This window comes from Acinetobacter sp. ANC 5045, from assembly GCF_004331005.1.
In the GTDB taxonomy this organism is placed as follows: Bacteria; Pseudomonadota; Gammaproteobacteria; order Pseudomonadales; family Moraxellaceae; genus Acinetobacter; species Acinetobacter towneri.
In genome coordinates, this window is sequence record NZ_SJNS01000008.1 from 49,881 (window position 1) to 65,521 (window position 15,641).

Annotated in this window: 17 protein-coding genes; 8 read left to right on the forward strand and 9 right to left on the reverse strand. The window is 41.1% G+C overall.

The features are described 5' to 3' along the window. Positions 1–31 precede the first annotated feature (31 nt). Complete coding sequence (gene rhlB, locus E0H79_RS08085) at positions 32–1,183, reverse strand: ATP-dependent RNA helicase RhlB (protein WP_004971493.1); 1,152 nt, start codon at positions 1,181–1,183, stop codon at positions 32–34. A gap of 110 nt (positions 1,184–1,293) precedes the next feature. Continuing rightward, complete coding sequence (locus tag E0H79_RS08090) at positions 1,294–1,506, reverse strand: cold-shock protein (RefSeq protein ID WP_004648643.1); 213 nt, start codon at positions 1,504–1,506, stop codon at positions 1,294–1,296. A gap of 477 nt (positions 1,507–1,983) precedes the next feature. Between E0H79_RS08090 and E0H79_RS08095 the strand changes: the two genes are divergently transcribed. The 5 genes from E0H79_RS08095 to E0H79_RS08115 all read left to right on the forward strand — a co-directional run bounded on the left by E0H79_RS08095 (position 1,984) and on the right by E0H79_RS08115 (position 4,845). Beyond that, the gene (locus E0H79_RS08095; RefSeq protein ID WP_096902533.1) at positions 1,984–2,238 is read left to right on the forward strand and encodes a sulfurtransferase TusA family protein; all 255 of its coding nucleotides are present in this window, start codon (positions 1,984–1,986) and stop codon (positions 2,236–2,238) included. 165 nt (positions 2,239–2,403) lie between these two features. Continuing rightward, on the forward strand, positions 2,404–3,273 hold the full coding sequence (gene rpoH / locus E0H79_RS08100) for an RNA polymerase sigma factor RpoH (protein ID WP_004971496.1): 870 nt from the start codon (positions 2,404–2,406) through the stop codon (positions 3,271–3,273). A gap of 170 nt (positions 3,274–3,443) precedes the next feature. After that, positions 3,444–3,809 carry a DUF423 domain-containing protein gene (locus E0H79_RS08105; protein WP_131261341.1) on the forward strand — a complete coding sequence of 122 codons (366 nt, stop codon included), beginning with the start codon at positions 3,444–3,446 and terminating at the stop codon, positions 3,807–3,809. 42 nt (positions 3,810–3,851) lie between these two features. Beyond that, on the forward strand, positions 3,852–4,049 hold the full coding sequence (gene thiS / locus E0H79_RS08110) for a sulfur carrier protein ThiS (RefSeq protein ID WP_004971499.1): 198 nt from the start codon (positions 3,852–3,854) through the stop codon (positions 4,047–4,049). Between the two features lie 13 nt (positions 4,050–4,062). Continuing rightward, complete coding sequence (locus E0H79_RS08115) at positions 4,063–4,845, forward strand: thiazole synthase (RefSeq protein ID WP_131261342.1); 783 nt, start codon at positions 4,063–4,065, stop codon at positions 4,843–4,845. Between the two features lie 99 nt (positions 4,846–4,944). On the opposite strand, the gene E0H79_RS08120 is transcribed toward E0H79_RS08115, so the two are convergent. Continuing rightward, on the reverse strand, positions 4,945–5,556 hold the full coding sequence (locus tag E0H79_RS08120; protein WP_131261343.1) for a glutathione binding-like protein: 612 nt from the start codon (positions 5,554–5,556) through the stop codon (positions 4,945–4,947). Between the two features lie 218 nt (positions 5,557–5,774). Here E0H79_RS08120 and E0H79_RS08125 point away from each other — a divergent pair, with 218 nt between their 5' ends. Together E0H79_RS08125 and trmB are read left to right on the forward strand one after the other, a co-directional pair. Then, the gene (locus tag E0H79_RS08125; protein ID WP_131261344.1) at positions 5,775–7,226 is read left to right on the forward strand and encodes a SulP family inorganic anion transporter; all 1,452 of its coding nucleotides are present in this window, start codon (positions 5,775–5,777) and stop codon (positions 7,224–7,226) included. Positions 7,227–7,411: 185 nt separating this feature from the next. Beyond that, a complete protein-coding gene (gene trmB, locus E0H79_RS08130; RefSeq protein ID WP_004971514.1) occupies positions 7,412–8,128 on the forward strand; it encodes a tRNA (guanosine(46)-N7)-methyltransferase TrmB in 717 nt (238 codons plus the stop codon). Positions 8,129–8,198: 70 nt separating this feature from the next. On the opposite strand, the gene E0H79_RS08135 is transcribed toward trmB, so the two are convergent. From E0H79_RS08135 to E0H79_RS08160, 6 genes are all read right to left on the reverse strand, one after another. Further along, a complete protein-coding gene (locus E0H79_RS08135; RefSeq protein WP_131261345.1) occupies positions 8,199–8,975 on the reverse strand; it encodes a Rossmann-like and DUF2520 domain-containing protein in 777 nt (258 codons plus the stop codon). Between the two features lie 104 nt (positions 8,976–9,079). Continuing rightward, a complete protein-coding gene (locus tag E0H79_RS08140) occupies positions 9,080–9,877 on the reverse strand; it encodes a thioesterase family protein (protein ID WP_004971519.1) in 798 nt (265 codons plus the stop codon). An 82-nt stretch (positions 9,878–9,959) separates the two neighbouring features. Further along, positions 9,960–10,646 carry a class I SAM-dependent methyltransferase gene (locus E0H79_RS08145; RefSeq protein WP_131261346.1) on the reverse strand — a complete coding sequence of 229 codons (687 nt, stop codon included), beginning with the start codon at positions 10,644–10,646 and terminating at the stop codon, positions 9,960–9,962. 60 nt (positions 10,647–10,706) lie between these two features. Then, a complete protein-coding gene (gene bioB / locus E0H79_RS08150) occupies positions 10,707–11,699 on the reverse strand; it encodes a biotin synthase BioB (RefSeq protein ID WP_131261347.1) in 993 nt (330 codons plus the stop codon). A 191-nt stretch (positions 11,700–11,890) separates the two neighbouring features. Then, complete coding sequence (locus E0H79_RS08155) at positions 11,891–13,579, reverse strand: AMP-binding protein (protein WP_096901051.1); 1,689 nt, start codon at positions 13,577–13,579, stop codon at positions 11,891–11,893. Positions 13,580–13,662: 83 nt separating this feature from the next. Beyond that, positions 13,663–14,289, reverse strand: a complete 627-nt coding sequence (locus tag E0H79_RS08160; RefSeq protein ID WP_004971526.1) for a TetR/AcrR family transcriptional regulator — start codon at positions 14,287–14,289, stop codon at positions 13,663–13,665. A 148-nt stretch (positions 14,290–14,437) separates the two neighbouring features. Between E0H79_RS08160 and E0H79_RS08165 the strand changes: the two genes are divergently transcribed. Then, a complete protein-coding gene (locus E0H79_RS08165) occupies positions 14,438–15,610 on the forward strand; it encodes an isovaleryl-CoA dehydrogenase (RefSeq protein WP_004971528.1) in 1,173 nt (390 codons plus the stop codon). Positions 15,611–15,641 lie beyond the last annotated feature (31 nt).

Sequence of the window (15,641 nt, forward strand, 5' to 3'; positions counted from 1 at the left end):
ATTTAAACTAAAAAATAGCTTAAATGAGTAATTAGCAATAACCATCTAAACGTGTTAATGGCAATTTTTGACCAATGGCTTTTTCAATTTCTGGTAAATAGAACGCATCATCTTCCGACAAGAAGCTAATACTCACACCACGTGTACCTGCACGACCTGTACGACCAATACGGTGGACATAATCATCTGACTGTTCAGGCAAAGTGAAATTCACCACATGCGAAACACCATCGACATGAATACCACGCCCTGCAACGTCTGTTGCAATCATGATGTTATGTTTGCCATTTTTAAACTGATCCAGCATTTTTAAGCGTTTGTCTTGGGCAATTTCACCTGACAACATCACCACTTTATAGCCATCACGCTTTAAATGATCATAAAGCTTACGCACCTGATCACGCCGATTGGCAAAAATCATGACTTTTTCAATCGGCTCATCACGTAAAATTTCTTCAAGCAATTTATATTTGTCGGTTTTGGCAACCATATATACCCGTTGCTCAACATCGGCATTGGTTTTCTTTTCAGGTTCAATTTCGACTGTAACAGGTTCAAATAACCACTGTTGAGCCAAGTTCAACACATCATAACTAAAAGTTGCCGAGAACATTAACGTCTGACGCTGTTCCTTACGCGGTGAATAACGCACAATACGTTTTACCGATGGAATAAAGCCCATATCCAGCAAGCGGTCTGCTTCATCAATCACTAAAAACTCAATCTGATCTAGCCAAACTTCTTTTTGTTCTACAAAATCAATCAAGCGCCCTGGTGTCGCAACAATAATATCGACAAAGTTTTTATTGAGTTGTGACTTTTGCTTATCAAAATCTACACCACCCAACAAAGTCACCACATTTAAGTCGGTAAATTTGGTTAAGTCTTTTGCATCACTTTCGATTTGCAAAGCCAATTCACGCGTAGGCGCTAAAACCAATGCACGTGGTTCACCACGATAACGCTGCCCTTGAATTGGGTTATTCAATAAATCGTTGATGACACTAATTAAAAAGGCAGCAGTTTTTCCTGTACCTGTTTGCGCACGACCAATGGCATCATGTCCAGCCAAAGTAAATTTTAAAACCTTTTGCTGAATTGGCGTCATTTCCTTGAAACCCAAAGCATCAATAGCCTGTTTCAATTGCGGATGTAAATTTAAGGTTTCAAAACCAGATGACATAAATATGTGCTCGAACTTATACAGACAAAAAACTGACCTATTATAAACAGAAATACAAATAAAAAACGCCCCAATCAGGATTGGAGCGTTTTTTTAGAATAATCGAGTGATTAGTCTAGTGGCTGTACTTCTTCAGCTTGGAAGCCTTTTTGGCCTTTTACTACGCTGAATTCAACACGTTGGCCGTCACGAAGTGAACGGTGGCCGTCACCTTGGATCGCACGGAAGTGAACGAATACATCGTCGCCGCCATTGCGTTGGATAAAGCCAAAGCCTTTAGTGTCGTTGAACCATTTAACTACGCCTTGTTCACGAGCTGTCATAAGTTAATCCTCATTGATTAAAAAGAAGGACCACCCGGTGTTGCAAACAGCAGAGCAAACAAAGTTTAAAAATATTTTTATTTCTAAGCTTGTAATCATTCTGTATAACTATTAACAAAATCCCGGTTACATCCATTTGTAATAGGGCGACAAACAACGATTGTCTATCTAAAATCCTAAATACGCATCGAGCTTAACACGGGTTTATGACAATTAATAGATTTTTTTTGATTTATCTTGTTCAGTTTGAAACGATTTGAACAAATGGAAAATTTTTATTTCTGTTAAGTGACTTAGCACAATTTTGATCTATAAATTTTATTGCAAATATCTCACAAAATAAGCCAATTCTCTTGCCCTTATGCGCAGTAAGCCGCGCAATGAATAGCCCCGATGCTTCAGATGAAATTTATTTGGGATTTGTGAGCGAATTTGCTAGTATGATCATTCTGTTTTTTAAGGCGAATTTTTACTTCAATGCTGTGTGATGCTGAACAACCTATCATAGTGATTGATGCCATGGGACAACCTTGTCCTATGCCTTTATTGATGCTAAAACGTGCCCTTAAACAATCAGATTCTGCACGGTTTTTATTGAAGTCATCTGATCCGCATAGCCAGCAAGATGTGGCGCGTTATTGTCAGTTACATCAATATAGCTGTGAAGCAAGTCAGATTTCGGCAACAGAGTTTCATTATGTGATTGATGTTGCCAAGCCAAAAGCATCGTAATAAGCGTATCTGTTTGATTGTTCATTTGTTTTAATGACTTAATATTCGCCGCTTATTGCTATAAAGATTTACATATCTACACCAATTTTACTTATTTAAGTAGAATATTGGCATTAAGATAAAGACATCGGTTATTTTACCTACCTAATCCTATAAGGAGATCTCATGAGTGACAGCAGCAATCAGTTGATGCCCCTGTCATTATCTGCACCAGGGGTAAACCTCGGGGCTTATATTAGTACTGTTAACCAAATTCCTATTTTAACGGCTGAACAAGAAAAAGAGTTAGCCGAGCGTTATTATTACGATCAAGATTTAGACGCGGCCAAAATGTTGGTCATGTCGCATTTACGTTTTGTGGTGCATATTGCACGAAGTTATGCGGGCTATGGTTTACCGCAGGGCGATTTAATTCAGGAAGGCAACTTGGGCTTAATGAAAGCCGTGAAACGCTTTGACCCGAATATGGGCGTGCGTTTGGTGTCATTTGCCGTGCACTGGATTAAAGCTGAAATTCACGAATATGTTATTCGTAACTGGCGTATTGTTAAAATTGCCACCACCAAGGCGCAGCGTAAATTGTTCTTTAATTTGCGTAGCCTCAAAAAATCTAGCAAAAAACTGACGCTTGAAGAAGCACAATCTATTGCCAATGACTTAAATGTAACTGCAGAACAAGTCTTGGAAATGGAAGGTCGTTTAACCGCTTATGACGCAGCTTTTGAAGCACAGGGCGATGATGACGATGAAGGTTCAACTTATGTTGCACCTGCATTGTATTTGGAAGATAACCGTTACGACCCTGCACGTTTGGTCGAAAACGAAGACTACGAAGAACAAAGCACTTCTGCCCTACATGAAGCCATGGAGCAGTTGGATGATCGTTCACGTAACATTTTGCAGCGTCGCTGGTTAGATGATGATAAATCGACCCTGCATGAATTGGCAGCAGAATATAATGTTTCGGCAGAACGTATTCGTCAGCTCGAAAAAAATGCCATGGAAAAAATTAAAGTGGCGATGTCATCAAACTAAACTGACATTCTCCAAATTGATGCAGACACATCGAAAAATAAAATTGGGCAAACTGCCCTTTTTTATTGTCTTTAATTGGTACAGCTACATACAGGCAGGCAAATCTCAGATTTTCCCGCCCCTAAAAATGTGCTAAGGTTAAGCGCAAAATTAAATAGGTCAATTTGCGTATGTGGATTGCAATTTCTGCCCTGAATTTAGCTATAGCAGTCATGCTCGGTGCATTTGGTGCACATGGCTTAAAGGCCCGTGCAACTGAAGCGCAATTGCTTTGGTGGCAAACTGCAACAGATTATTTTTTCTATCATGCCCTTGGACTTTTAGCATTGGGCATATTGGCCAAAGTAATTCCACAACTTCCTATTAAAGCCAGTTTTATTCTGATTCAACTGGGTATTTTATTTTTCTGCGGTTCACTGTATATCATGGCATTGGATTTAGCCCGTGGCTTGGGCATGATTACCCCAATTGGTGGAGCACTCATGATTGCAGGCTGGCTAAGCTTAGCGTGGCAAGCCATGAAATATGCCAAATAAAGCTCAATTATATTTTGTAATTTTGAAGATGGATTCTCGGTCATGCAAATTTATCTGAATGGCGAAGCACAACAGACCACTCACACGACCCTGTTACAACTGATTCAGGCATTAGATTTAGAAGGCAAACGTTTTGCTGTGGAGCAAAACGAAAAAATTATTGCCAAAAGCAAACTTGCCGAAACCCCTATTTGCGATCAAGACCGCATTGAAATTATTCATGCCGTTGGTGGCGGCTAAACTCGGAGCACCCATGCAAGATACCTTTAAAATCGGTTCACGTACCTTTAATTCACGTTTATTGGTGGGTACGGGCAAATACAAAGATTTAACCGAAACAGATTTGGCGATTCAAGCCAGTGGCGCAGAAATTGTTACGGTTGCCATTCGTCGTGTAAACATTGGGCAACATCCAGATCAGCCAAACTTACTTTCCGTAATTCCACCAGAAAAATACACCATTTTGCCAAATACAGCAGGCTGTTTTGATGCCAACAGTGCCGTGCGCACCTGCATGTTGGCGCGTGAATTGCTAGATGGTCAAAACCTCGTCAAACTAGAAGTTTTGGGCGATGAAAAAACCCTCTACCCAAATATCACCGAAACTTTAAAAGCTGCGCGCACGCTAATTGACGATGGTTTTGAGATCATGGTCTATACTTCAGATGACCCGATTGTGGCACAAGAATTGGAAAGTATGGGCTGCGTGGCAATTATGCCGTTGGGTAGTTTAATTGGTTCGGGCTTAGGTATTCTTAACCCGCATACCATTTCAATTATTAAAGAAAATGCCAAAGTACCTGTATTGGTAGATGCAGGTGTGGGTACCGCAAGTGATGCTGCGATTGCAATGGAATTAGGTTGCGATGGTGTGCTGATGAATACTGCAATTGCAGCAGCACAAAACCCAGTGCTAATGGCATCTGCGATGCGTAAAGCAGTAGAAGCAGGACGTGAAGCTTATTTGGCAGGACGTATGCCACGTAAGCGTATGGCGAATGCCAGCTCACCTGAAACGGGTTATTTCTTTAAATAATCATTAGGGTCTTTTCCAAGTCCGACAACTCAAATAAAAAGACGTTAAGTGTTAACTCAACGTCTTTTTTATTATCTGATTCTGGCAAGTAAAAGCCGATTAAGGAATCAAGCCTTCATCACGCATAGCAATTTGTACCGACTGACGCGCAGCAACTTTATTACGGATTTCAACCACATGGCTATACGGAGTTAAATCATGCTCAATATAGTTTGACCAATTAGTGATAACAAACAAATACGCATCGGCTGGACCAAAGTTATCATCCACCAAATATTCATGGTCTGATGATGCAATCGCTTGATCAATATAAGTCAACAAGCGATCAATTTCTGCATAGGCTTTTTCTTTGGCTTCTGCATCTAAAGGCGCGCCAAAAAATACTGAGTAAGCGTCATGTAATTCAGAGTTTAAATAACCCAACCATTCCAATACTTTAGCACGACCTAAACCAGATGGCGGAATTAAATCCTGTTTAGGGTCTTGCTGCGCTAAAAATGGCAATAGCGCTACGTTTTCCGTCAAAATTAAACCTGGGTTAATTTCTAAAGCAGGTACATAACCTTTAGGGTTAATTTCATAATAATCGGCACCCTTTTCTGTTTTATGGGTTTTTAAATCTACACGCTCAATATCAAAATCGACATTCACTTCATTTAAAATAATATGTGCTGCCAAAGAGCATGCGCCAGGTGAATAATAAAGCTTCATATTTGATCCTTGTTATATAACTATCTCTGTTGTAAATCGCTTGTCACAAACTTGCAAGTGATTGAACCTATAAATTGCAAAAAAGCGTAAATGTCTTAAAAAGCCCTTACGCTTTGACTATCCTGCAAAAGACAGGCTTTTTCAAGTCTGTTTTGCCTGCTTTTTTATCTCTAGATGTTTTAACATACAGCCCTTTAAAGTTTCATGAAATTGAGATTGTGATTAGCCTGAAAAAAGAAGAATGGTTTTCCAATATCCGCACCGATGTTTTGGCAGGTTTAGTGGTAGGTTTGGCATTAATTCCTGAATCAATTGCCTTTTCGGCTATAGCAGGCGTCGATCCGCAAGTCGGCTTATATGCATCGTTCTGTATTGCGGTCACGATTGCTTTTTTTGGTGGGCGTACTGCCATGATTTCTGCCGCGACAGGCGCTATGGCATTACTGATGATTACCCTCGTCAAAGAACATGGTTTGCAATATTTATTGGCTGCAACAGTACTCACAGGGCTGATTCAGGTTATAGCAGGCTATTTTAAAGTTGCCAAACTGATGCGTTTTGTTTCGCAATCGGTAGTTTATGGCTTTGTAAATGCCTTGGCGATTTTAATTTTTGTGGCGCAACTGCCTGAATTATCGAAAATGGATGGCTTAGGCTATTTATTTGTAGGATTAGGTTTAGCGGTAGTCTATCTGTTTCCATACATTCCTAAAATTGGTAAAAGCATTCCCTCGCCTTTGGTCTGCATTATTGTGCTGAGTGTGGTTGCTTTATTACTTGGTGCAGATATGCGTACCGTAAGCGATTTGGGACAATTTCCCGACACGCTGCCTATTTTTCTAGTGCCTGACATTCCACTGAATTTTGAAACTTTATTTATTATTTTTCCTTATGCCATGACCTTAGCCACAGTCGGTTTACTCGAAACCATGATGACCACTACGATTGTCAATGAAGCCACAGGCACAGAAGCAGATCGGCATCAGGAATGTCGTGGTCAGGGTTATGCCAATATTGTGAGTGGCTTTATGGGCGGTATGGCAGGCTGTGCCATGATTGGGCAATCTATTATCAACGTCAGTTCTGGGGCGCGTACACGGCTATCTACACTTACAGCAGGCGTATTTTTGCTGTGCTTGGTGGTTTTTCTCAAAGATTGGTTGGCATATATTCCTATAGCAGCCTTGGTTGCGATTATGATTATGGTGTCATTCACGACTTTTAACTGGGATTCCATCCGTAATTTTAAAAAGCATCCGAAACAAAGCAATATAGTCATGTTAGCTGTGGTGATTGTGGTGTTAGCTACCCATAACCTTGCTTTGGGTGTTTTTGTTGGCGTACTGCTTTCTGCTTTATTTTTGGTGAATAAACTGGAAAGTGAAGTTAAAGTCAGCTCATTTTTATTAGGCGAACATACCCGCCAATATGTGATTTCAGGGCAAATTTTCTTTAGCAGTTCAGAAAAGTTTTATCAGTTTTTTGATTTTTCAGAAGATATTAGCAATGTCACCATCGACTTAACGCATGCGCATATTTGGGATATTACCTCTGTAAATATGCTGAATAGCGTGGTGAACAAATTTAAAGCCCAACAAATTAAAGTGCATATTATTGGATTGAATGAGGCCAGTCATACCTTAATTGATCAATACAGTACCCATTCGTAATTATTGTATTAAAATACCGTTGATGATGTTAAATGCTGAATCTTAATGATTCGGCATTTTTTATGCTCAAAAGATGCAGATGTATCGCAATCTTGCACGGCGCTGCGAAAAAGAGCGAAAAAATTTGACTTCAATGGCTCAGGACTTAAAATACCGCATTCGAATTTATTAGATTTGCCAAAATTATGTCGAACGATCAATTAGACCAGCACGTTGTCGAGCTGGACAACCTCAACGAGCATCGTGAAATTGTAACGTTCATGCGCCGTTCTTCACCATTGAATACGTCACAACGTAGCGCCTTGGAACAATACGGCGACTTAATTTTGGAATATCCTGTTGGTGATTTACGTCAGCATTTTGAACACCCTGAACGCCCGCTCACTGTAGAAATTGGTTTCGGGATGGGTCGTTCTTTGGTACTTATGGCGCAAGCTAACCCTGAACGTAACTTTGTCGGGATTGAAGTCCATATTCCAGGGATTGCACAGTGCGTTTATGAAGCAGGTACAGCAGGTTTAAGCAACTTACGTGTCTTAGATGCCGATGCAATTCAAGTGCTACGTGAAATGCCAGACAATAGCATTGATACGGTACAGTTATATTTCCCAGACCCATGGCAGAAAAAACGTCACTTCAAACGCCGTTTTGTTGCTCATGAACGCATGGAGTTGGTAGAGCAAAAATTAGTGTTAGGCGGTACGTTCCATGCAGCAACCGACTGGGAACCATATGCAGAATGGATGCTAGATGTATTAGACAACCGTCCACGTTTAGAAAACTTGGCGGGCAAAGGCAATAGCTACCCTCGTCCTGAATGGCGTCCACAAACTAAGTTTGAACGTCGCGGAATTGAAGCAGGTCATAAGATTAATGATTTTATCTTCAAGAAAATTAACTAATTTCTGCTAGAAAAGAATGCTTCCGCTGGGAAGCATTTTTTATGTGAACTCGTTTTATCTCATCAAATGGCTAAGATTGATGCCGCTTTAAAATCTGTTGGCTCATCATCGCATAAACTTTGGCAAGTTCATGTTGCTGCCCTACTGCCAATAAGTCCTGATGCATTTTTAAAATATTGTGATCGCCCCGCATGGCAGGCCCTGTTTGCATTTGACGCGGATCATTTTGGGTTGCTTTATGCGCAGTTTCCAAAATAAGAGGATACAGCAAACTAAAATCTACTTGCTGAGCATCGACCACTTGCTTAGCCATGTCATAACAATAATTACTAAAATTACAGGCAAATACCGCAGCCAAATGCAAACTCAAACGCTGTGCTGAAGTATAGGCATAAACCCTTTTGCTTAGGCTATTTGCCAAAGTCATTAAAAGCTGTTGATCTTCAGCAAATGCAGCTTCTATAAATAAAGGCGTTTCTGACCAATCAATTTCACGCTCTAAACTAAGGGTTTGTAAGGGATAAAATACCCCTGAACGCGCATGATGCTGTTGCAATATATCTAGTTTAGTACTGCCAGAGGTATGCACAATCAACACATGATTTAAGTCACGATGAACTTCCTGAATCACCTGTCCAATGGCCTGATCACTCACTGCGATAATTACTAAATCCAGGTCTGAATGAAATTGTTCTACTTCTGCAATTGCTTCTGCGCCAACCTGTGCAGCCAACTGCTGTGCCTTGTCCAGACTGCGGCTATAAATTTGCACAATTTGATGCTGTGCGTTTAAAACATGAGCCAAATGATGTGCAACGCGCCCTGCACCAATCAAACTAATTCGCATAATATTTTCAGATAAAATAAGATGAAATAATCTGCACACAGCATGCCAATAAAAAAAGGACGAAGCAATTCGTCCTGATGTTTTTTGTTTGATATTGAATAGATTTAGAATTGACGCAAAGTTAAAATCTGCTCACTACGTCCAAATGGCCCTTGAGTATCATGCAAAACTGCACTCGTTAAGCCAATTCCATCTTCACCATATTGTTGTGTTACTTCCAAGCCTAGCCATTCGCCTTGCGGTAAACGGTGTAAATGCATTTGCAAATCTAAATTTGGAAAACCCCAGCCCGCATTCGGGTCTAAGCGTGGCACTACGCCATTGGCGGTATCCACCATCCCCAATAAACGCACAAAACTGGATGTGTTTTGATTTTCAACCATATCCAATTGGTTTCTTAACCAAACGATGCCCTTACCTGCACGACGATCTAAATGCGCACGGGTTTCAATGCTTTGAATATAGCCGCCCGGCCAACAACGCATGCCATCCCAATCGGGCAAATATTCAGGGTTTTCTATCGGTAAATCTTCCAATCCTGCAATTGCGCGTGTATCTGAGGTTTTCATTTTCCATGCACGCGCCACAATACAGGTTTTTCCTTCAGCACACATTTCCGCTTCAATCAGCTCAATGGTTTTACCCGGTCGAATCATACGGGTGGTGATACTAAATTCACCAAAGGCAATTAAGCCAAAAATATCTAAACCGACCCGACCAATTCGCATATCATCACGCGGCATAAATTGCTCAAGTTCTGCACACAAAATACCCGTTGCAGGTGCCATGTGTTGTTCATGCGGATTCCACGCGCCTTGTGCATGAATGTTGCAACGATAGTGCGCAGTACAGCCACCATCGGCATGTTGTTCACGTTTGAGTAAAGTGTAATATGCTGACATTTTGTCTCTTTCCCTGATCTAACTTTTCTTGTGCGGATACTTTTACTACAAAGATTACTGACTAAATAATGTTATTGATCAACTATTTCTCTGCAAAAAAACCATAATAATTCATAAGTTGACAATATGTTTTACACTGACGAAAACCCACTTGAGTAAGCAATGCTGCCTGCGCATCTGCCGTAATTAAATGAAAATCATCGGCCAGTCGTGCAAGCATTTTTTCCGCTTGAGTCGTAGTTAAACCACAATCCAAAGCCAAATTCTGCATCCAGCGCAGTTCTATATTTTCAGTCTGCTGCATCAGATCATAGCTTAATAAAATCGCTGTAGGTTTTAATGTTTGGTAAATATCTTGAAAAAATAATGTTTTTTCTGCGACTGGCACAAAATGCGCCACCAAAATCGCCAATGCCGCATCAAACTGCAAATTTTCAACCTGCGCTTGTTGGGCAAATTGGTGGGTATCTGCCTGTATAAAACGTACTCGCTCATGCCCTGCCACAGACTGAATGTTTTTTTCTGCCTGCTGTAACATGCTTAAAGATGGGTCGATGGCCGTAAATTGCCACTGTGGATGTTGCTGCAGTAAATACTGCAACTCATAGCCTGTGCCACACCCCACCACTAAAACTTGTGCTGTTTCGGGCAAATGACTACTTAAAATTGCATTGATGTGTTGATGTACCAATTCATATCCGGGAATGAGTTTCCGAATATGACTGTCATAGCCTGCAACCACAGTTGCACTGTGAAAATCTTTTGCCATATCACATGATTCTTCTTTAATTTACTGACATTAAATATCTGAGTCTTTTTCAAGATCTGCTTAAGCCACAGCCATTGCATCTACCGACAATTCCGAAACGGTTGGCTTGGCACGTTCAGGCACTAAGCCTAATTTTTGGAACAATTGTTTGTCTTTGCCTTCGCCTGCGTTTGGTGTGGTCAAAAGCTTTTCACCTGAGAATAACGAGTTCGCACCTGCCATAAATGCCAACGCCTGATCTGAATCGGATAACGATTCACGCCCTGCAGATAAACGAATATAGCTGTTTGGCATGATAATACGTGCAACTGCAATGGTACGAATCCACTCAATCACATCCAGTTTTTCTACTTCAGCCAGTGGTGTGCCTTTAATCGGTACTAACATATTGATCGGCACAGATTCAGGATGTAACGGTAAAGTCGCTAATTCATGTAATAAACCAATACGGTCTTGGGTATCTTCACCTAAACCGACAATACCGCCACTACATACTTTCATACCTGTTTGACGCACAATATCCAAAGTGTTTAAGCGATCATCAAAACAGCGGGTACTAATCACATTAGGATAATACTCACGCGATGTGTCTAGGTTATGGTTGTAATAATCTAAGCCTGCATCTTTTAAGCGTTCTGCCTGCGATTGGTTTAACATCCCTAAAGTCATGCAAGTTTCTAAGCCCAGAGCTTTGACTTCACGCACCATTTCCAGAACATAGGGCATATCGCGTTCATGCGGATTACGCCAAGCAGCGCCCATACAAAAACGTGAAGAACCTGATGCTAAAGCTTCTTTGGCTTCCTGAATGACTTTATCAACTGCAATACGTTTTTCAGCTTCAAGCTGTGAATCATAATGCGCAGATTGCGAGCAATATTTGCAGTCCTCAGGGCATTTGCCTGTTTTAATAGACAATAAGGTACTGACTTGTACGGTATTGGCAGCAAAATGTTGGCGATGCACACGCTGTGCTTCAAAGACTAAATCCAGAAAAGGTTGTTCATATAACTGCTGAATTTCTTCTCGAGTCCAATCATTGCGTACGGTCATTATTTTCATCCTTGATTATCACGCATCATGCTTAAACTTGTGCCATCTTTTATTAAGCCGAGCATGCGATATATTTTTAGTGTGATTATTCCTGTATAGAGTATCCCTTTATCTCTGCGTGAGAAATAAAGGGTGTGTGCTGACAAAATTAAAAGGTCGATCTTGCGGCAGTAAATAGCTGAAATAATGCCTTAAGCAATTTCCTTTAAATTTAATTCTTCACGCATAAATTCACGTAATTTAAATTTCTGTGCCTTGCCTGAAGCGGTCATTGGAAATTCACTAAAGAAGCGCACATAACGTGGGACTTTATTGTGTGAAATGTGTTCTGCACAGTATTGGCGAATTGCCTCTTCGGTACATTCATGGTGTTCATGCAAAATAATACAGGCACATAGTTCTTCACCATAACGATGATCTGGCACGCCAATTACTTGCACATCGCAGACCGCATCGTGAGTATATAAGAAATCTTCAATTTCTTTCGGGAACAGGTTTTCACCGCCACGAATCACCACATCTTTAATGCGACCTTTGATTTTTACAAAGCCTTCATCATCCATTTCTGCAATGTCGCCTGTGTGCATCCAACGTGCAACATCAATGACTTCTTGGGTTTTGTCATGTTCATCCCAGTAACCCAGCATGACTGAATAACCACGCACACACAATTCTCCTAACTGTCCGCGCGGCACGACTTTGCCTTCTTCATCGACAATTTTTACTTCCAGATGTGGATGTACACGCCCCACCGTACTGACTCGACGTTCCACCGAATCTTCAGTCGAACTTTGTGCGCTCACAGGCGCTGTTTCGGTCATGCCATAACAAATGGTGATTTGCGCCATGTGCATACGGTCGATGACGCGTTGCATAATTTCTTGCGGACACGGACTGCCTGCCATGATGCCTGTACGCAAGCTAGATAAATCAAATTCATCAAACTGTTCATGCTCTAAAATGGCAATAAACATGGTCGGTACGCCGTAAGCAGCTGTACATTTTTCTTGCTGAATGGCTTTTAAGGTATCGAGCGGGTTAAACACTGCCGATGGATAGACCATGGTTGAACCATGTGTGATACAAGCTAAATTGCCCATCACCATACCAAAGCAGTGAAACAGCGGCACGGAAATACAAACACGGTCTTGTGGACTTAAATGAATTGCTTCTCCTACAAAGTAACCATTATTTAAAATGTTGTTGTGGGTCAGCATAGTGCCTTTCGGATTGCCCGTCGTGCCTGAGGTAAATTGAATATTAATGGTTTCATCGAACTGCAACTCACTAGCAATGTGTTGCAGTTTTTTCAGCATGTGTGTGGTTGGAGCTGTCAATAAATCCTGAAAACGATGCATTCCTGTATGTGCTTGATCATCAATTTTAATCACATGCTTTAAATGCGGTAAACGCTTGGCGTTGAGGACTTTATTGTCTGCCTGACACAGCTCTGGGGCAATTTTCGTTAAGATGTCCTGATAGTTGGTACTTTTAAACTGCGATGCAATTACCAAACCTTTACAGGAAACTTTGTTGAGCACAAATTCCAGTTCATTGCTTTTATAGGCTGGGTTTAAATTCACCAAAATCACCCCTGCCTTAAAGGCTGCGAATTGAGTGATCGTCCATTCCACACAATTCGGAGACCAAATGGCAAGGCGGTCACCTTTTTTAAAACCGAGTTTTAACAAACTACAGGCAAAGGCATTGACCTGTTGCTGTAGTTGCTTATAGGTCAGACGCACATTTTGATGCACGCTTACCAAAGCATCCTGATCTGCATATTGCTGGCAAGCCTGATCAAACTTTTCACCAATGGTCATGCCTAACAAAGGCTGATTACTGGTGCCATAGGCATAACTTAACCGTACTTGTGTCATTGAATCGATCTCCTTGATTCTTTGTAATTCTGTTTTCCATTATGACGACGATTACTTTTTGCCTGTTTTGTGCGTTGTTTTTACTACCCTCCCTGCTGTTTTCGCACTGCATTTACACAAAAGTCGGCAATTTGTTTGACAAAGTAATCTTTATAATTTTGATCAAACATCACATTGCGAGACGGGTTTAAAGGTTCAATCACTACAAAGGTCATGGAGCCAACCACACCTAAAGCAGCAGTGTTCAAATCTTCAAAATCAAACTCACCATTGACTTTTCCTTCAGCCAAAATTTCCTTGATGCTCTGTTTGATCAGTTGTTTACTGCGAAAACGCTCATGTTCCATTTCTGGGTCTACAGGCTCGAACATTAACGAATACGCCAATTGAGGGCTGTTCATCGCACGCTTCACAAAAGTGGTGACAGATTTTTGCAATTTTTGTTTTGCACTTAAATCTGACTTCGCAATGTGGTCCAAAATTTCGACCTCACGACGAATCGCATCCGATAAAACTTCAATCAAAATCTGACTTTTATTTTCAAAGTAGCGATACACCAAACCTGTAGATACGCCTGCGCGTTCTGCAATGGCTTGGATAGACGCTTCTTTAAAGCCCCCATGAGCAATAAGTTCACGAGCAGAATCTAAAATCGCCATGCGATTTTGTTCCATACGTTCCTGCATCAATGATGATCTTTTATAACTCATATCTTATTCTCAACCAGATAAAATGAATTGTAAATCATTTTGTGAATTTTAGTTCACTTTTTTAAATTTTCGATGTATGTTAGAACCTAAGCACAACAACAATGCTTGTTTTAGGAACAACAAATATAACCACAGGATGGATGAACACATGATTTTACAAAGCTTAGACTTCGGCTTAGATGAAACCTTAATCGCCCTGCGCGATTCAATCGCTGCTTTTTGTGCAAAGGAAATTGCACCCATTGCTCAACAGGTTGATCGTGATAACGAATTCCCTGCCCAGCTTTGGAAAAAATTTGGCGATATGGGCTTACTTGGCTTAACCGTGAGTGAAGAATACGGCGGCACTAACTTAGGCTATTTAGCTCACATCATTGCCATGCAAGAAATTTCTCGTGCATCAGCATCCATTGGTTTGTCTTACGGTGCTCATTCTAACCTATGTGTGAACCAAATTAAGCGAAATGGGACAGAAGAACAGAAGCAACGCTATTTACCAAAACTGATTTCAGGCGATTACGTCGGCGCTTTGGCAATGTCTGAACCAAATGCAGGCTCAGACGTGGTTAGCATGAAACTGAAAGCTGAAGATAAAGGCGATCATTACTTGCTCAACGGCTCAAAAATGTGGATTACCAATGGCGGTGATGCCGATGTTTTGGTGGTGTATGCCAAAACTGACTTACAGGCAGGCGCCAAAGGTATGACTGCTTTCTTAATTGAAAAAACCATGTCAGGTTTTAGCCACGGCAGCCATTTAGACAAACTCGGGATGCGCGGCTCAAATACCTATCCATTGTTCTTTGACAATGTTGAAGTACCAAAAGAAAACGTCTTGGGCGGTGTGGGCAATGGTACAAAAGTACTAATGAGTGGACTGGACTATGAACGTGCAGTTTTAAGTGCAGGGCCGCTAGGCATTATGGATGCCTGCATGGATACCGTGATTCCTTATATTCATGAGCGTAAACAGTTTGGTCAGGCATTGGGTGAATTCCAGCTTATGCAAGGCAAAATTGCCGATATGTATTCGACTTGGTTGGCATGTAAAGCACTGGTCTATGCCGTTGGCGCAGAATGTGACAAAGCTGAACACAGCCGTAGTTTACGTAAAGATGCAGCCAGTGCCATTTTATACGCTGCCGAAAAAGCCACATGGATGGCAGGTGAAACCATTCAAACCTTGGGCGGTAATGGCTATATCAATGAGTTCTCTGCAGGACGTTTATGGCGTGATGCCAAACTCTATGAAATTGGTGCGGGTACTTCAGAAATTCGCCGTATGTTGATTGGCCGTGAATTGTTTAACGAAACTGCCTAAAAATAAATCACAAGAATAGACAAGGATGTTG